Origin of the sequence: Rothia similimucilaginosa (assembly GCF_029850985.2) — a bacterium.
Lineage (GTDB): Bacteria > Actinomycetota > Actinomycetes > Actinomycetales > Micrococcaceae > Rothia.
This window is the reverse complement of record NZ_CM138149.1, coordinates 169,281-186,090: the sequence shown is the minus strand read 5'-3', so window position 1 is coordinate 186,090 and position 16,810 is coordinate 169,281. Positions and strand designations below refer to the sequence as shown.

General features: G+C 55.8%; 15 protein-coding genes and 3 tRNA genes. 3 read left to right on the top strand and 15 right to left on the bottom strand.

Annotated elements, in window-relative coordinates; translation table 11 throughout:
• Window positions 1-76: 76 nt before the first annotated feature.
• Window positions 77-1,087 (bottom strand): NAD(P)H-quinone oxidoreductase, encoded by a 1,011-nt coding sequence (locus QFX07_RS00830; RefSeq protein WP_279754545.1) that lies wholly within the window; start codon window positions 1,085-1,087, stop codon window positions 77-79.
• Window positions 1,088-1,212: 125 nt separating this feature from the next.
• Here QFX07_RS00830 and QFX07_RS00825 point away from each other — a divergent pair.
• Window positions 1,213-1,300, top strand: a tRNA-Ser gene (locus QFX07_RS00825).
• Window positions 1,301-1,396: 96 nt separating this feature from the next.
• Here QFX07_RS00825 and QFX07_RS00820 read toward each other — a convergent pair.
• From QFX07_RS00820 to QFX07_RS00810, 3 genes are all read right to left on the bottom strand, one after another.
• Window positions 1,397-1,984: a DUF4190 domain-containing protein gene (locus tag QFX07_RS00820; RefSeq protein ID WP_279754543.1), complete on the bottom strand. Its 588-nt coding sequence runs from the start codon at window positions 1,982-1,984 to the stop codon at window positions 1,397-1,399.
• A gap of 197 nt (window positions 1,985-2,181) precedes the next feature.
• Complete coding sequence (locus QFX07_RS00815) at window positions 2,182-2,679, bottom strand: DUF4190 domain-containing protein (RefSeq protein WP_279754541.1); 498 nt, start codon at window positions 2,677-2,679, stop codon at window positions 2,182-2,184.
• 208 nt (window positions 2,680-2,887) lie between these two features.
• On the bottom strand, window positions 2,888-3,235 hold the full coding sequence (locus QFX07_RS00810; RefSeq protein WP_279754538.1) for a DUF4190 domain-containing protein: 348 nt from the start codon (window positions 3,233-3,235) through the stop codon (window positions 2,888-2,890).
• A 253-nt stretch (window positions 3,236-3,488) separates the two neighbouring features.
• Here QFX07_RS00810 and QFX07_RS00805 point away from each other — a divergent pair.
• A tRNA-Ser gene (locus QFX07_RS00805) sits at window positions 3,489-3,577 on the top strand.
• Between the two features lie 60 nt (window positions 3,578-3,637).
• Here the strand turns inward: QFX07_RS00805 and QFX07_RS00800 are convergent.
• From QFX07_RS00800 to QFX07_RS00760, 9 genes are all read right to left on the bottom strand, one after another.
• Complete coding sequence (locus QFX07_RS00800; RefSeq protein ID WP_279741025.1) at window positions 3,638-4,183, bottom strand: SixA phosphatase family protein; 546 nt, start codon at window positions 4,181-4,183, stop codon at window positions 3,638-3,640.
• A gap of 134 nt (window positions 4,184-4,317) precedes the next feature.
• A complete protein-coding gene (locus QFX07_RS00795; RefSeq protein ID WP_279741026.1) occupies window positions 4,318-5,070 on the bottom strand; it encodes a winged helix-turn-helix domain-containing protein in 753 nt (250 codons plus the stop codon).
• 571 nt (window positions 5,071-5,641) lie between these two features.
• Complete coding sequence (gene upp / locus QFX07_RS00790) at window positions 5,642-6,280, bottom strand: uracil phosphoribosyltransferase (protein ID WP_279741028.1); 639 nt, start codon at window positions 6,278-6,280, stop codon at window positions 5,642-5,644.
• A 173-nt stretch (window positions 6,281-6,453) separates the two neighbouring features.
• Window positions 6,454-6,540: transfer RNA gene (locus tag QFX07_RS00785), tRNA-Ser, on the bottom strand.
• A gap of 153 nt (window positions 6,541-6,693) precedes the next feature.
• Window positions 6,694-7,314, bottom strand: coding sequence for a TetR/AcrR family transcriptional regulator (locus tag QFX07_RS00780; RefSeq protein ID WP_279741030.1), 621 nt, complete (start codon window positions 7,312-7,314; stop codon window positions 6,694-6,696).
• A 79-nt stretch (window positions 7,315-7,393) separates the two neighbouring features.
• The gene (locus tag QFX07_RS00775; protein WP_279754537.1) at window positions 7,394-10,000 is read right to left on the bottom strand and encodes a YhgE/Pip domain-containing protein; all 2,607 of its coding nucleotides are present in this window, start codon (window positions 9,998-10,000) and stop codon (window positions 7,394-7,396) included.
• 2 nt (window positions 10,001-10,002) lie between these two features.
• Window positions 10,003-10,896: an ABC transporter ATP-binding protein gene (locus tag QFX07_RS00770; protein ID WP_279754536.1), complete on the bottom strand. Its 894-nt coding sequence runs from the start codon at window positions 10,894-10,896 to the stop codon at window positions 10,003-10,005.
• A gap of 308 nt (window positions 10,897-11,204) precedes the next feature.
• Entirely contained in the window at window positions 11,205-11,732 is a 528-nt protein-coding gene (locus tag QFX07_RS00765; RefSeq protein WP_279741033.1) for a nucleoside deaminase, read from the bottom strand.
• A 40-nt stretch (window positions 11,733-11,772) separates the two neighbouring features.
• Complete coding sequence (locus QFX07_RS00760) at window positions 11,773-13,947, bottom strand: RecQ family ATP-dependent DNA helicase (protein WP_279754534.1); 2,175 nt, start codon at window positions 13,945-13,947, stop codon at window positions 11,773-11,775.
• 336 nt (window positions 13,948-14,283) lie between these two features.
• On the opposite strand from QFX07_RS00760, the gene QFX07_RS00755 reads away from it, so the two are divergent.
• Window positions 14,284-14,940 carry a DedA family protein gene (locus QFX07_RS00755; RefSeq protein ID WP_254756501.1) on the top strand — a complete coding sequence of 219 codons (657 nt, stop codon included), beginning with the start codon at window positions 14,284-14,286 and terminating at the stop codon, window positions 14,938-14,940.
• Between the two features lie 349 nt (window positions 14,941-15,289).
• Here the strand turns inward: QFX07_RS00755 and QFX07_RS00750 are convergent, their stop codons facing one another.
• Together QFX07_RS00750 and QFX07_RS00745 are read right to left on the bottom strand one after the other, a co-directional pair.
• Window positions 15,290-15,883 (bottom strand): flagellar type III secretion system protein FlhB, encoded by a 594-nt coding sequence (locus QFX07_RS00750; RefSeq protein WP_279754532.1) that lies wholly within the window; start codon window positions 15,881-15,883, stop codon window positions 15,290-15,292.
• Window positions 15,884-15,994: 111 nt separating this feature from the next.
• A complete protein-coding gene (locus QFX07_RS00745) occupies window positions 15,995-16,798 on the bottom strand; it encodes an organic solvent tolerance protein OstA (protein WP_279754531.1) in 804 nt (267 codons plus the stop codon).
• Window positions 16,799-16,810 lie beyond the last annotated feature (12 nt).

Below are 16,810 nucleotides of genomic sequence, written 5' to 3'. Positions count from 1 at the left end.
GATTTTCATCTCTCCTCTCACGCGACACTCCCCGCGGCACCGACCTGAAACGGCACCGGGGGGGGCACAGCGGCTTCTAGACCATGCGCAGTACAATCTTGCCGCAATGCTGACCCGAGTCGAAGTATTCGTGGGCGGCAGCTGCCTCCTCCATATCGAAAATACGATCCAGGCCCACGCCAACCCTGCCGGATTCAATCAACGGCAGCACTTGTTCGCGTACACCGCGCAGAATCTCAGCCTTCTGCTGATCCGAACGAGTGCGCAGGCTCGTGGCGTGCACCGACAGGCGGCGGGTGAGCATGTAACCCAGATTAACTTCTGCTTTAGCGCCACCCATGAGACCGATAATGCACAGGTACCCACCGTCGGCTAGGGTGTGCAGGTTATCATCCAGGTACTTCCCACCCACCACATCGAGGATATAATCGGCGCCGCGTCCGCCGGTTTCAGCCAACAGAACTTCACAGAACGAATATTCGGTATAAATGATCGGTTCAGCACCTAGTGAGCGCACATATTCTGCTTTTTCCTCGGTACTTACGGTCGCAAACACACGGGTACCCGCGGCGAGCGCCAGCTGAATAGCGTGCACACCGATACCGCCGGTGCCGCCGTGAATGAGCACCACCGCGGGTTCGCCGTCTTCCTTAAGGTTTTCGGCGGGGTTCATGCTCATACCGCAGGTGAGCACCAGGTTCGAGTAGACAGTTGCCGCGACTTCGGGAATACCGGCGGCTTCGGCGAAGCTCAGCTGTTCGGGTACGGGCAACACGTGGTCGATTGGTACGGTCACGTAGTCGGCGTAGCCGCCTCCAGTGAGTAGCGCCATGACTGACGTTCCGCGATTCTCAACTGAGACGCCATCACCAACAGCTTCAATCACACCTGCCACTTCGAGGCCGTAGATCGCACTCGCACCGGCGGGCGGCGGGTAGAATCCACGGCGTTGCAGGGCGTCGGCGCGGTTGATTCCAGCAGCGTGAATGCGGATGAGAACTTCGTGGGATCGGGGTACGGGGGTGGGGACTTCGCTGATTGCCAGAACCTCAGGTCCACCGTGACTGTTCTCAATAATTGCTCTCATGGGTCCTCCTCATTGCCGGAAGCACCATCATTGGTGCGCGATTTACAGAAAGCTTATCTCATGAGATAATCTCGTAGTGCCCTGCGGCACGGTATTGCCATAAAATGCCGGTCTCTGGCGCATATGGATGGTTGTCCGAGCGGCCGAAGGAGCTGGTCTTGAAAACCAGTAGGCGGTAACCCCGTCTCAAGGGTTCAAATCCCTTACCATCCGCGTTTTAGCTTCTGCTCCAGTGTGGACATCAAGAGCCCCGCTCCTCACATTGAGGAACGGGGCTCTTTACGTACCTTCCAGTGAGGGCGGAAGTTTTTAGAAGAATGCCAGTATCTGCACAACATCCACCAGCCTGGAATTGGCTGCGGAATCAGAAAGAGCCAACACAATCGCCAGCAGAAGACCTCCACCGAAAAACACCAGAAACATACCGCCAATGGCTACGCTAATCCAGTTCAAGATACGACCAGCCGAAGCAGCAGCACCGTAGCGCTCTGCCTCATTCGCCTTGAAAATACCGATAACACCCAGAATCAGGGAAGGCAGACCAAACAACCACCAGCTGAGAGTCACAATACACGCCAAACCGATGATACCCAGCACCGTTGAAGTCTGAGCAGCCTTCTCACCGATAAGCTGCTCGGGAGTCTTCTGAACAATACCAATAGGAACCATCATAGGCTGACCGTGTTGGACTGGTTGCTGGTACTGCTGACCGTACGAATTCTGACCGTACTGGTCATAGGAATATTGATCGTAGGAGCTCTGCCTATACTGGCCGAAAGAACCCTGACCATACCGAGTGTTCTGCCCATACTGACCATTCTGGTTGTACTGCTCATTCAGACGGTTGTAGTCCGGGTTGTAGTCGTAGGGGTCTGAACCCGGAGGATTCCGAGACATGGCATCTCACTCTCGTACGGCTGGTGTGCGTTAAACCTAACTCACCCTAACCTATCACTGAAACGGGTACAACTACATAGGTCACGCACACCCGCGCAATATGTTTCAAGAAGGTAGTAGAGTACCAGCTGGTACACAAAAGCCCCGCTCCTCACATTGAGGAACGGGGCTTCCGCTATACCCTTATGAAAGAGCTTTTAGAAGAGTGCCAGGGTGCTAGCCAGCTCAGCAAAGTGACTGGACGAGGAAGAAGCAGCACCTGCAATACCGATAAGCCCCAGCAGTACAAAACCTCCAAGGAAAAGCAAGTACAGACCACCAATAACTGCGTTAATCCAGCTCATGATGCGACCAGCCGAAGCAGCCGCGCCGTAGCGCTCTGCCTCGTTCGCCTTGAAGATACCAATAACACCCAGGATCAAGGAGGGCAGACCGAACGACCACCAGCTGACGATGAAGTTGCAAACCAGGCCGATAATGCCCAGCACCATGGAGGTCTGAGCAGCCTTCTCACCCGCAAGCTGTTCAGGGGTCTTCTGAACAATGCCGACGGGGACCATCATGGGCTGGCCGTACTGGCCAGGCTGCTGGTACTGCTGCTGGCCATACTGGCCGTTCTGAGCGTTCTGCTGGTTCAGGTTGCCGTATTCCGGGTTGTAGTCATAGAAGTTAGAGTCCTGCGGATTCTGGGACATATGGTCCTTCTTTCGCGTGAATGGTATTCATTAAACCTAATTCACCCTAACCTATCGATGAGGTATGTACAAACAAATTCGTCATTCTAGAACTATATGTACCATAATGCACAAACTAGAAAACTGACGAGGCACACAAAAGCCCACGTACACATGGAGTACACGCAGGCTCCCTCAAATCATGAGGTTACAGTGGGTAGCTTCAACCCTAGGACTTTACAAGAATCCTCAGAGCAATCAGCAACACAATGCCGACGGCACCCAGAATAGTACCGGCAATAGCCATACCGCGATTCTTCAACTCAGGGTTGTTCATAGCCAGGCGGCCGGTCACAATAGCCACAGCACCAAGGATGTAACCAAAGAGGAACAAGCTCACAATACCGCTCACCAAAGAAACAATCGACAGAGTCTTTGCCTTCTTCGCCTGAGCCTGCTGCTCAGGGCTCTGAACGGGCACACCGTAAGGAGCCTGCTGATTGAACTGGGGTGCCTGCTGGCTAAACTGGGGGTCCTGGTTGAACTGGGGCTGGGGGTTGTTGGGGTTTTCAGACATGATTTCTCATTTCGTTGAGTACATAAGACAACTCTGGCAACGCTGTATGGAAAAATCACACGCCAGAGACGTCCTCCATTTATCGGTCGGACAGCAGCAGTCTATCGAAGATGCATATAAGCCTCAAAGCCTACAATCCATAGTCCGCCCTATAGAGCAACACACACTCAGAAATATCCCCAAAGCATGGGTCAAATTGACCAAGCGCAAAACAGCCTATATTCTTATAGGGATGCGCTCACGAGCGCACCGTGGAGACGTGCCAGAGCGGCCGAATGGACTTCACTGCTAATGAAGGGTCGGGGTTAAACTCGACCGGGGGTTCAAATCCCCCCGTCTCCGCCGCAAAAGCCCCGTACCAACCGGTACGGGGCTTTTACTTTACCCTTTCAGGCACGAAACCTAGAAGCTCTTGAAGTCCACGAGGCGCGCATCCGCGCCATCAAGTAGAGCCCACTCCCCCAGCACCTCAAACACCGCGATGGAAGAGGGCGGGAAACCGTAGTACACATCCATGGACGCATTCAGGTCAGAATCCGGGCTCATCAAACGCTGCGCTGCATCCTGCACACCGGGCAGATGCGACACCATCATCAGAGAATGAACATTCTCCGAAACGCTGTTAATGCGCGCAATAATACGGGACGCAGACACCTCATACAGCCCCTCATCCAAATGAGCGGTAGGCGCCTTCGCCCCCAAACCATCCGAAACCCAAGTCGTCGTCTGTCGAGTACGCAATGCCGATGACGACACAATCTGCTCCGGAATATAACCGCGAGAAGCCAACCAAGCACCAGCGGCGGCAGCCTGCTCATGACCGCGCTTCGTCAGCGGACGATCAAAATCATTCAGACCCCAATCAGCCTCCGCATGGCGCATAATAATCAGACGCTTAACCTCGCGGCGGTGCGAGCCAGATGCAGTGTTGGAAGAATTTTCAGCCATACACCCATTCTAGCTAGAGGGCACCGGAACGTCCCGTACGCCGCTACAGCACGCGCACTAACACCCACAAGGTGGGCACAAGTAAACCCCGGCGCGCCGGCATCACGCCAGCACACCGGGGTGCACGCTAAAAACTAAATCGAGTATTCCGGAGCAGCCCAGACGACAACCTCGGGGTGCTCAAAGAAACGGTAACCCTGGCCGCGCACCGTACGCACGGTACCCGACAGGCGACCCAGCTTCGAACGCAGACGACGGATATGCACGTCAATCGTACGCTCATGCGGATGCTCATCGCCCGAACTCCATAGGGCCTTCAGCAGCTCCTCACGACCCACGGTGCGGGATGAGTTCTCCACCAGGTGTGCCAGCAACTCGAATTCCTTGAAGGTCAGCATGAGCGGCTCACCGTCCAGGAACACCTCGCGGCGCGCCAAATCAATCAATACACCCGAGGAGTGGCTATTCGTAGCCTCTGCCTCGCGGGCGGCATTTGCCTCCGGATGCATATACATTGCGGTCGGATCGCCCAACGCGTTACGCACCACCTCAAGGTCGCTACCCTCAGCATTCACCGGAGCCAAGGCCACAGCGGCGTACGACTCCGACTCGGGAGCCAGGTGGTGTGCATAAGTACGCAAATCCTGAACGATACGCACCAGGGAGGTGCCGTTCGCGGCAGCAAGTTCTTCGTTCAAACCCACGTAGAGCACGAAGCCGCGTGCCTCATTTTCCTGAGCCTGCCTATGGGCAGAATCACTGGCTGAAAAGGTCATCGGACGCAACGTTGCGGCCTGCACAGCGGGGCGCTGGGGCTGCACGACCTGACGCTTAGCGGCACGACCGCGCTGGGAGATGTGGACATATCCAGGTACAGCACCTGACATGGTTCAACCTTCTCTCAAAGTCTGTGTACGGGATCCCAGTCGTACGTGGTGTGGGGTGCGCCGGAAGCGACGCAGAGTCAAACAGTCCCCAATACCTGTTCGAGTCTCAATCCTCTTACTTAATATTTCTCCTATTTGACGGATAAATCAAGCGGATTCAACATAGTGGATTCATCTTTATGGATGAGAAGAGTACAATATCTTTCCCCCATTTTGGGAGGTTTCAGGAACCGCCTGAAGCTTTCAGTATTTTTCCCTTATAAATATTCACAGCTTCTTTTATCTACTGGTATCACTCTGTATTTTCATGTGAGGCTGTGAATATACTTGAAGTTTTAATACACCCCTCTAGTGCTCCATTGTGTTCCTCGTCATATAATAGCAGGGGTGTCTCAAAACCCCACGCCGACCCCCTAGCAGTACCATCGCCGCCCAAGCCCCGGACGCATTAGACACGCACCGCCACACTGCGGCACTCAACCACCCAAACACCCATAAGACATAGCGAAGCGCCTCCACACATACATATGCAGAGGCGCCCTATTCACATCACGTGAATTATACTGAAAGACTACTCAGCCAGACCGTACAGGCGATCACCAGCATCGCCCAGACCCGGAATAATGTACGCTTTCTCGTTCAGACGCTCATCACGAGCAGCCAAGAACAGATCAACATTCTCCATACCAGCAACGCCCTTCTCCAGAGCAGCAATGCCCTCAGGAGCGGCAATCAAGCATACACAGGTCACAGACTCAGCCCCACGCTTGCGCAGGAACTTAATAGCCTCAATCAAAGTGCCGCCGGTAGCCAACATCGGATCCAACAGGTACACCTGACGGCCAGTCAAATCCTCAGGCAGACGCTCCGCATACGTCACAATGTCTAGGGTCTCCTCATTACGAGCCATACCCAGGAAACCCACCTCAGCGGTCGGAACCATGCGAGTCATACCCTCCAGCATACCCAAACCAGCACGCAGAATCGGAACAACCAGCGGCCTAGGATCAGCAATACGAACACCGGTAGTGGTCGCCACCGGAGTCACAACCTCAATCTCTTCCACGCGGATCTCGCGAGTCGCCTCATAGGCAAGAAGGGTCACCAGCTCATCAACCAGCTGACGGAAAATCGGGGACGGAGTGTTCTTATCACGCAGAACACTAATCTTATGAGAGACCAGCGGGTGGTCAAGAATCTTAATACGCATAATACGATTCTACCCACCCCCAAATCAGCAATCATCGGTAAAGCCCCCGAAGTGGCACACACCCCATAAACCAGAGCAAAATACCGCCATATAGACACTCACCAACGCCACCCCAGAACAAGCCAGACATGCAAAAACCCGCCGAGACAAATCTCGACGGGTTTTCGTTGGTGCGGTGGTGGAGGGATTTGAACCCCCGTTGGCTTTTACACCAAACATCATTTCGAGTGATGCACCTTCGGCCGCTCGGACACACCACCAACAGTGGAAAACTATAGCACACCCCCAACAGGAGGGCAAGAAAAACCGCGTACGGCAGCCGGGTGTCGCCCTCTTCACGGTCCCTTTCACCGTGCCCTTTTCGACACCCGACACCGAAGTCCCGGCTACATCTGCAGACCCAACAGGTCTGCCTAATGACGGATATACCCATCTACAACTAGCATGACAGCACGCGTTGCATCCTCAGCATTGCGCTCCGCCTGATGCACTTCACGATCCATAGCAAGCATATAAATCGCGCCGAACATAGAGATCGCAATCGCACGAGGATTCTGAGCGGTATCAACCGTATAGCGGCGAGCCACAGCCTCCGTCATCTCCTCCAAATAATTCAGAAGATCCAAACGGTTATCGCTCATTGCCTCAGTCCAACCATCCGCGCCCTTCCACGCCTCCGCAAGCCACATCCGAGTAAAACCCGGACGGTCCTCAAGATACTGGAAAGCGGCACGAATAGCACTCCGCAACGCCTCACGCGGATCAGAATGAACCGACGCCGCACGACGCGCATCGCTCAGCAGCAACTGCGTGCCGTACTGAACAAGCTGATCCACCATGGTCTTCTTAGAACCGAAATTGTAATACACGGTCCCCTTAGAAACACCCGCCCGGGCCGCCACCTCTTCAACAGTGGCGTACTCAAGCCCCTTCTGGGTCATAATCTCCATAGCAGCATTGAACAACTTCAACTGAGTTCTAGCAGTACGGCCGGGACGACGACTTGCAGCTTCAGCGACTGGGCGCTGCAACATCAGAAGTCCTCCCTCCCTTTTTGCAGATATACCTCTATTTTATTAGACAGTATTCCGCTGCGCGAGCTAACAAGGCGCCTTATACCTCAATCTCCGGGGCGAGCTTCTTCAACGACCACGTACGATCACGGCGGGTACCAAGGTAACCCAACACCAGACCAGCCAAACCCCACAGCGTCAAAACCAGCATAATGCCCCACAGGCTCGACTCATTAATGCCATACGCCAGACGACGCGTACCCGTCACCGCATAACCCATCGGGAAGAAATCATGCATCCAACGAATCGAATCAGGCAGAGTCTCATACGGCATCGTTCCGCCCGCAGTAATCAACTGCAGAATCAGAATGACCAAGGCCACCAACTTACCCGGCGCACCCAAAATCACCGTCAGACCATGAATGAAACCGGTAAAGACCAAAGCCACATAGCAGAGGAACAGCCATACCAGCCACGGATGAGCCATCTCAAAGCCCAAACCAAACTTAATCACCGCAAACATCAAAGTCGCCTGCGCAATACCCACCAAGCCAAACGGCATCCAGCTACCGAGCATCACACGAATCGACGGAGCATGCGAAGCCAGCGCACGGTTATTCATCACACGCAACGTCTGAACCAGCATCAAGCCGCCAATCCACAACGCCAAGCACATGAAGAACGGGCCCATGCCCTCACCATAGTTACGGCCCGACGCCAGCGACTCCTGCGACAAAGTCACAGGGTTCGACATCGTATCCGCAACCTTCGCCTGATCAGTCGGCGCAAGGCTCGGAACCTGCTTAGCACCAGAAGCCAGGCCGCTCTCCAGCGACGAAGTACCATCCTTCAACTCGGAAGCACCATCATTCAGCTGAGTAGAACCATCAGACAGCTTCGCCGTACCGTTAGAAAGCTGCGACGCACCATCCTTCAGCTCATTCGCACCATCAGCCAACTTCTGCTGACCCTCAACCGCAGACTGCTCCTTCTCCGCCAAAGTACCGCTACCATCCTTCAGCTCGGCAGTACCGCTCTTCAAAGAATCAGTACCCTCCTTCAGCTCAGAAGCACCACCAGACAAAGTCGCAGAACCACTCGCAAGGCTCGAAGCACCCGAAGCAATCTTGGAATTACCATCAGCCAGGCTCGCCGAACCCGACGCCAACGAGGACGCGCCAGCATCCACACGAGCAGCACCCTCAGCCAGCGACGAAGCGCCCTTCGCCAACGACGAAGCACCAGAATCCAGCGAATCCACGCCAGTCACCAAAGTTTGAATCTTCACCGCAGTCGACGACGAACCATCAGAAATACAATGGCTCGACTTCAATGCGCCCAACTTTGACAGGGCATCAGCAGCGGCAGCATCACGAGTAGCCAGGTGCGACTGCAGAGCCTTCTGATTTAGCTCAGCAACCTCATTCTTCGTCTTCTCAGAATCGACAGCAGACACCAGCTGATCAGCCTGCTCCTGAGTCAACGTACCCGCCTCAACCAGCGGAGTCACCTGAGTACGTACCTTCTGCGCACTCGCAGACACCACAGTATTCGACAAATCACGACCAAAATCGCCGCTACCGGCAGAAGTATCCGTCTCATGCAGGTGCATGCACATCGTGTTCAACTCGGCCGGCAACTCACGAATACCCGCCTGATCTATGCCGGCACGCAACTGATGAATACCAGACGCCAAATCATTCGCGCCCTTCGCCACCGAAGCCGAACCACTCTTCAAGCTCGCAGTACCCTCAACAAGGGTAGCCGAACCATCCTTCAACTTCTCCGCACCATCAGAAGCAGACGCCGCAGCCGAAGCCAAAGTTGACGAACCATCCTTCAAACTCGAAGCACCATCAGCAAGCTTCGCAGCACCAGAATCCAGCTTCTCGGCACCCGAATCCAAAGTCGAAACACCATCAGCAAGCTTCGCAGCACCCTCCGCCAACTGCTTCTGACCATCCAACAACTGGGACTGACCATCAGCCAAGGAGGAAGTACCGTCCTTCAGCTTCACGGCACCATCATTCACCGTGGCAGTGCCGTCCTTCAGCTGAGTGATAGCATCCGCCAGCTTCACCGTGCCGCTATTCACCTTCGACGCACCATCAGCAGCCTCACTCATCTTCGAATGAATAGTCGTGAAGCTAGCCAACAGCGAATTCGCCGTAGAATTACCGACCTTCTCAGCCACCGAATCACGCACCGCAGTGCCCGCCTTCGTGACAATATTCGTCAGCACATAGTTGTTCGCGTCATTCGTAATGACCTCAATACCCGCCGAACGCGCATCAATAGTGCCCGTCTTGCCGTCAGCATCAGGCTTGAACGAACCGGCACTCTGCAAATTACGGGAGAAGTCCTTCGGAATCACCATCGCAAAGTCATAGGTGCCGTTCTCCACGCCCTCAACAGCCTCAGTGCGAGTCTGCACCTGACGCCAATCAAACGTGCCAGCGTCTAGAAGGTTCTTCTTCACGTCCGCACCGGTATTCACCTGCTGACCCTCAGAATCCGTCGCGCCTTCATCCTCAACCACCAAGGCACCCACAATGCCATTCACATGGCCGTAAGCATCCCAGTTGCCGTACAGGTACAGGGCGCCGTACAGCAGCGGAATACAGGACATCGCGATGAGCACCAGAACCGGCAAAACACCGCTGGTCAGGCGCTTCAGCTCAACGAGTGCAACACGCAGAACAGTCATTCTTACTCCTTCTCAGCGGTCTTCTGGGCAACAGTTTTCTGGTTGCCGGTCTTCTGGTTATCAGTCTTAGATTCAGCGGTCTGAACGGCTCCGGAAGTGCCGGATGCCGCCAGGGTGAGGGGAATCGAAGAGGTCAAGGGGATTTCCTCCACCTCACGCACCTCAATCACATCAATCACGGGTTCAGTCTCAGTTAGCTCTTCCGTCTCGGGTTGCTCTTCCACGGGCTCCTCCGCCAACTCGAACTCACCGTCCTGATCCATGTGAACACTACCCACCACAGCACGAGCACCCCGCCAGGACTCCGAAATATGAGGCACAATTGCCACCACGGTACGCGGATGCTCCTCGTCACTAGCAAGCTTCTCGAGGACAGGAAGCCACATGTACGTGTGGTTCAGGTGACGGGAAGGAGTATCAAAAACCAGCAAATCAGAGGGGCTATGCTGCGCCAAAGCAGCCATCAGCTCAACATTCATCTCGCCGCTGATCTCATCCATCCACAGGCCGTCCAGGTCCTCAAGACCGCGCTCGGCCAACCAGCGGCTCGCACGGGAACGACCAAAAATCGGCAGGTTATAGGAGAGCATCTCCGACACATAATCGTGTACGCGCATATGTTGCTCAGGAGCGGTCACATCAGGAGAGTCCACCACGCTGCTGAGAGCACGCAGACGCTTCATCGAAATACGGCGAGGGTCATCATCGCCTTCGCTCCAGCTAATCGTTCCGCCGGACAGGGGAAGGCGACCAGTCAGCGCCAACGAGAGAGAGGTACGCTCCAACTGGCTATCCGCCTGAACAATAATGACTTCACCCTCGCCCACTGAGAAGGTGGTGCGGTCAAAAAGCGGAGTGTGGCGCCCTTTCGCCCAAATATTGTCAACGCTTAACACGGTTAGATCCCCTCAGAGAATGGATGGTTTAGGTGAGTTTCTGGAAGTCATCCGCGGGCACCGCGCGGGGTGTTGGACGTTAGGCGCGGACAGCGCGGAGGCTCCAATGCCTATATCCTATATATGGTAGACCCGGTTATGTGTGATGTGGTGGGCTTTTCTTGAAAAACAGGGGTTATTTTTTAAATTTTTGAAGTATTTTTCAAATAAATGGGGCTTTTCGTACAAATAACGCGAAAAGCCACGCAATCTCTACGCGACTTTTCGCGTTATACAAACCATCTTTTAGGGGTAAAGCTTAGGGAACGTCAGGGGCGGCGTTCCTTAAAGAAGTCCACCATCAGCTGCGCACACTCATCAGCACGCACCCCCGCATACACCTCGGGAACCGGCGCAACCTTGCCGTCACGCAGTACATCGTAACGACTGCCAGCAGCCCCCGTCTTCTCCTCCCAGGCTCCAAAAACCACCGTCGAAACGCGCGACGCGAGGATCGTGCCGGCACACATCAGGCACGGCTCAACTGTCACGACGAGCGTACACCCGTCCAGGCGCCACTGACCACGATGTGCCGCCGCCTGACGAATCGCGTTCACCTCCGCATGGGCACTGGGGTCATGCTCCCGCTCGCGGGTATTGCCTGCCGAACCAATAATGACACCCTGCTCATCCACCACCACAGCACCGATAGGGATCTCACCACGCTCACCTGCGGCGACACCCTCGGCGAGGGCGCGGAGCATCCACTCGCTATGTTCGGCGCGAGCGGGAATATCGCTGAGCACGGCGGAAGAACCGTCTGTAACCGTCAATTTTGAATATTCCGAATATGACATACAACCTCGTCGGGGAATAAATAAACGATAATGGGCGCAACTAATGGGTAGCAGCCAAAGAGAAAGGATACACCGCAGAAGCACCCGCCAACCGTAGCTCACGCGCCACAGCCGTAAACGCCCACCGCGAATCCACCGCATCAGAAACCAGCAGAACAGGGCACCGATGCTCACGCACATAGTCCAGCACCTCTGCAGGCACCCGGTACGAGCGCAACACATCCGCACACCGGAACGCACTATTACCACCAAAGAAACGCGGTTCCCCCGCCAGAGACACCTGACCCAAATCCACCAGGCGACCCACCGACGCAAGGCCCCTACCCAGAGACTGAGCCAAACGGGGACGCACCGGCGAAGGCAGCGTCAATACCGCCACCGGACGACCCGCCTCAGCCCACTCCCAAGTAGCAAGCACCTTCACACAAGCACGACCCAGCTCGGCAGGAACCTCAAAATCAACCGGCTCACCCAGCTCATTCGTCGCCAGAAGCTCACGCAGACGAGTACCGTACCCCATGTCGCTCAGACGCGCCAAAGCGTAACCGGATTCAGCCTGCTCGTCCTTAGACAAACGACCGCGCGGCGCATCCGCACCCATCAGCTGATCCAGCCCGCTCGGCCACATACGGCGCGGTTGCAGGGGCACACCCACCCTATTGAAACTGCTCTGCGCCGCCTGCTGCGCTTCAGCGGGAACTTCAATCGGGTACCAGGGGCCCGCACACACATCACAACGACCGCAAACAGTCGCGGAAGCATCATCAAGTTGCTGCGCCAGGAAAAGCATACGACACTGACTAGTGCGTTCATACTCGAGCATGGCGTTCTGCTCCACCACACGCGCCTGCACCACCGCCGCATAACGGGCACTATCGTACTGCCACGGCGAAGAGGTTCGACGCCAATAGTTGCCTTCCTTCACGGCGGCACCCTCAACGTCCAGCACCTTCAGCAGAAGCTCCAGGGTGGAGCGACGCAACTGAACGCGTGCCTCCAACGCGGTAATGCTCAACCCCTCCGGGGACTGGGCGAGGGTCTCCAGCACCGCCAGCGCCTGCTCCTTATTCGGCATGGAGGCGGTTGCAAAATACTCCCAAATGGCGCGGTCTTCACGACCGGGCAGAAGCAGAACATCAGCGTTAACGGCACCTCGTCCGGCGCGGCCAATCTGCTGGTAGTAGCTCACCGCAGACGACGGCGCACCCAGGTGTACAACAAAACCCAAATCAGGCTTATCAAAACCCATACCGAGGGCACTCGTCGCAACCAGAGCCTTCACTCTGTTTTCCTTGAGTGCCTGCTCTGCAACCAGCCGCTCATCCGGGTCAGTTTTACCGGTGTAGGCTCGCACCTCGTAGCCACTGGCACGCAGAGCATTTGCGGTATCTTCTGCCGCAGAGACAGTCAACGTGTAGATAATGCCCGAACCGGGCAGGCTGTTCAGGTGCGTGAGTAGCCAACCGATGCGTTGCGCCTCATGAGGCAGGGTCAGAACACCCAGACGCAGGGACTCGCGGGACAGCGGGCCGCGCAGCACATGTACGGGTGCGGTGGCATCAGTGCTGAGTTGTTCGGCGATATCGCTGCTAACGCGGTTATTCGCGGTTGCGGTAGTCGCCAGCACCGGCACACCCGCCGGCAGAGATCTAATGAGCGAACCTATACGGCGGTAATCGGGGCGGAAATCATGGCCCCAGTCAGAAATACAGTGTGCCTCATCAATAACGAGCAGCCCCAGACGCGGCAGCAGGTACGGTAGCCACTGCTCGCGGAACGCCGGGTTATTGAGGCGTTCAGGGCCCACCAGGAGCACGTCGAGCTCGTTAGCTTCGAGGCGGGTGCGGATTTCATCCCATTCGGTGACGTTCGCGGAGTTCACCATGGCGGCGCGCACTCCCGCGCGGGATGCCGCCTCAACCTGATCACGCATGAGGGAAAGCAGCGGGGAGACAATAAGAGCCGGGCCCATACTGCGGGCACGCAACAGCAGGGAAGAAATGAAGTAGACCGCAGACTTACCCCAGCCGGTACGCTGCACGACGAGGGTGCGGGCGCGGTCGGCTACCAGGGCGCGAATCGCCTCGTACTGGTCGTCGTGGAACTCGGCATGAGCGATGCCGGTGAGGCGGCGCAACACTTCGCGGGCTTCAGCGTGCAGGGGATCCGTGTACAGGAGATTGGCGGGGCTGGAAGCTGGCTGCTGGGGGTTCATGGTTCTCTCCAACGGTGGGTGGTTGGGTCAATCGGTACGCCGCGACGCGCCGTGCTCTCTTTCCATCATGTCACACCCCGTATCCTCCGGCTCTGCGGATGGTCATTTATTGGGGAGGCACGCGAGCGTCGCGTCACCTCGGGTTGTTTCGCCATGCAGGCGCAGAGATTTAGCCTCGCTCACCCGTGCATCCGGCGTAAATACCGGTAGAATTGTGCCAGTAATACACAGCCTCCGCATAGTTTTGCACAATGTTCGCCATAGGTACGCTTTCTATGCTGATGTTACTCCGCCGCCGAGCCGTGCGTGCGGTCCACTCACAGTTCAGGATTTTTCATGACTTTTCTTGCCACCGCTTTGGCGCATCTTCCGGTTGCGCTCTTGGGCCTCGACCTTGAGCAGTTCCTGCTCGATACCGGCCCATGGGTTCTGGTAGTTTCGGCAATTATCGTATTTATTGAGTCCGGTGTTCTTTTCCCGATTCTTCCGGGTGACTCCCTGATTTTTGCTCTGGGTATGCTGCATGAGCAGATGGGCCTGTCCCTGTGGGTGGCGTTCCCGGTCCTGGTGCTGGTTGCTATTGCTGGCGCTGAGGTTGGCTACCAGATTGGTGCCCGTTACGGCCGTAAGATCTTCAAGGATGACGCGAAGATTCTGAGCACCAAGAACCTGCACACTACTGAGGAGTTCTTCCAGAAGCGCGGTAGTTTGGCTCTGGTTCTAGGTCGTTTCGTGCCGATTGTTCGTACTTTTGTGTCTCTTGCGGCTGGTATTTCTTCGTACGACCGTAAGAAGTTCCACCTGTGGAATGTTGTTGGCGCGGTTGCGTGGATTGGTTTGATTGGTCTGGCGGGTGTGCTGCTAGGCGGTATCCCGTTCGTACACAACAACATTGAGTACATTGCTGTGATTATTGTGGCGGTTTCTGTGGTGCCGGTTATTATCGAGTACCTGCGTGGCCGTTCAAAGGCGAAGCAGGAATCTGCTGAGTAATATGTGAGTGGCCCTCGGTCGCAAGCCGGGGATGGTAAAAGGGTGGGGATACCGTCTGGTATCCCCGCCCTTTCATGCTCTGAGCCTTTTGGTGGTCGTGGCTTACTCGGGGGTGCTGTCGCCGGGTGCGTTGTCCACTGCTGCGTTATTGTCTACCGTACTACTGGGGGCAACGTTATGGAGGCGGCGTTACTCTCTACCGTGCTGTTTTCAGCCTGGTCGGAGGGTTGCAGCACGCTGTATTCGGAAAGCGTGTACTCCGGATTATTCTTATTCAAGGACTGCTTCGGGGTACGTTCTGTTATGCGCTTCCTTCCTCACGTATGCCACCACCATCGGCAGCATAACGCTAAATCAGGTAATCCTCGCTTCGGCGCACACGCCAATCACGGCGCATCTCCATATAGGTACGCGACTGGCGCGACCACACCAACGCCAACGCCACAACACACACCAGCATATACGGCACAGCAATATATACCAGCGTGTACAGCGGCGAAGCGCTACTGAGCAGCAGCTCAACATCCTGGCTCGGAGCACCATTCAGAGTACCTAAAAGAGCTGCGACCGCCAGCATAATCAGCAAAGAAGCCAGCACGCCCAACGCCAACGCTACTGACAGCACCAACGCCGCCCAACGGTAACCACGCAGATACGCCACCGTGCAGAAGCCGTGCAGGGCTACGTTGCTGAACGCACTCACCATCAGAAAAAGCACCGGATAGTATGCCTGCGCATCCACCAGTGACTGGGCACGCCAGGTGGACAGGTGCGACAGTTGCGTCGTCGCATACACAAAACCCGTGTACCCAATCAGCACCAGCCAGCCCACAGCAATAGCGAGCAAAACCCAACCTGCCACAGACACGAGAGTCGGGGTAGCAGGCTTCGTAAGATACGTGGTGTTTGGAGTGAATGGCGGCGAAGGCTCAACGGCGGACATGGCGGAATCTTTCGAATGTCGGCTGATAGTGTGCGGAGGATGCATGAGCAAGCACGTGGTGTGAATGTGGGTGGCGGCGCGGTATTCGATGGGCGCACCGCCTCAAAAAAATTAGGAAGAAGTGGACGGATCCACCGTCGCAGAAATGCTTTTAGATAACGACGGAGAATCTGCCCGGTTCGCCATCGCAATTCGCAAGTTACTGAAGCGGTAAATAGTCAGCAAGGATAAACCGATCTCACTCAACCAGACCATACCCAAAAGGACGAGAACCAGCAAAGGATCCAACCCCATCGAAACCCCAGCCCAGTCAAGCATCAGCAGCAGGAACGTAATCGGTGAAAGTACCAAGCCCACCGCAACATACCCAGTCAGGGAGCATATAGCCCAAACGCTATACACGGAGGCGTCCGCTGAATCACGCGGAGGGTGCATCAGCGGCCACATCTGAACCACCAGGTAAAGCGCCGTAACAAAGCCAAAGCAAATCGCCAACGGCTGCGTGTACTGGGAGATAATGAGACCCTCAACCAGGGTCAAAATGCACAAAATAACGGCGCGGACCAGCAGGTTCTTCTTGAGCTTCTGTTTGCGATCATTCACCTCATTAGCGGTGTAGGTGCGTAGAAAAGTGGGCACCTGCCCCTGCCCCGGGAACGGCGGTAGAGGACCTGTCGGATGCGTACGCACCACAATCGGCTGGTTCGCACCTTCCTGAATAATGACGGTAGAAGTCGCCGAAATAACCGGATGCGAACCGGTCACCACCGGCGGCACGTTCAGCGGAACGGACACCTCCGGCGTGGCAGGAGTCGCGTGGCGGATAGGCGCCTGATAGCGAGTCTGTACACTGATATCTTCATCCGGGTGTTCTGCGGATGAAGCAGCATCTGTGTTCAGGTGTGTAGCGCCCATGAGTGGTCTCCT

Coding starts and splice junctions, on each gene's coding strand:
- QFX07_RS00780 (WP_279741030.1), bottom strand. CDS start 7,314: ATGTTGCAGCGCCCAGTCGCTGAAGCTGCAAGTCGTCGTCCCGGCCGT.
- QFX07_RS00775 (WP_279754537.1), bottom strand. CDS start 10,000: ATGACTGTTCTGCGTGTTGCACTCGTTGAGCTGAAGCGCCTGACCAGC.
- upp (WP_279741028.1), bottom strand. CDS start 6,280: ATGCGTATTAAGATTCTTGACCACCCGCTGGTCTCTCATAAGATTAGT.
- QFX07_RS00755 (WP_254756501.1), top strand. CDS start 14,284: ATGACTTTTCTTGCCACCGCTTTGGCGCATCTTCCGGTTGCGCTCTTG.
- QFX07_RS00765 (WP_279741033.1), bottom strand. CDS start 11,732: ATGTCATATTCGGAATATTCAAAATTGACGGTTACAGACGGTTCTTCC.
- QFX07_RS00810 (WP_279754538.1), bottom strand. CDS start 3,235: ATGTCTGAAAACCCCAACAACCCCCAGCCCCAGTTCAACCAGGACCCC.
- QFX07_RS00795 (WP_279741026.1), bottom strand. CDS start 5,070: ATGTCAGGTGCTGTACCTGGATATGTCCACATCTCCCAGCGCGGTCGT.
- QFX07_RS00750 (WP_279754532.1), bottom strand. CDS start 15,883: ATGTCCGCCGTTGAGCCTTCGCCGCCATTCACTCCAAACACCACGTAT.
- QFX07_RS00820 (WP_279754543.1), bottom strand. CDS start 1,984: ATGTCTCGGAATCCTCCGGGTTCAGACCCCTACGACTACAACCCGGAC.
- QFX07_RS00760 (WP_279754534.1), bottom strand. CDS start 13,947: ATGAACCCCCAGCAGCCAGCTTCCAGCCCCGCCAATCTCCTGTACACG.
- QFX07_RS00815 (WP_279754541.1), bottom strand. CDS start 2,679: ATGTCCCAGAATCCGCAGGACTCTAACTTCTATGACTACAACCCGGAA.
- QFX07_RS00745 (WP_279754531.1), bottom strand. CDS start 16,798: ATGGGCGCTACACACCTGAACACAGATGCTGCTTCATCCGCAGAACAC.
- QFX07_RS00830 (WP_279754545.1), bottom strand. CDS start 1,087: ATGAGAGCAATTATTGAGAACAGTCACGGTGGACCTGAGGTTCTGGCA.
- QFX07_RS00800 (WP_279741025.1), bottom strand. CDS start 4,183: ATGGCTGAAAATTCTTCCAACACTGCATCTGGCTCGCACCGCCGCGAG.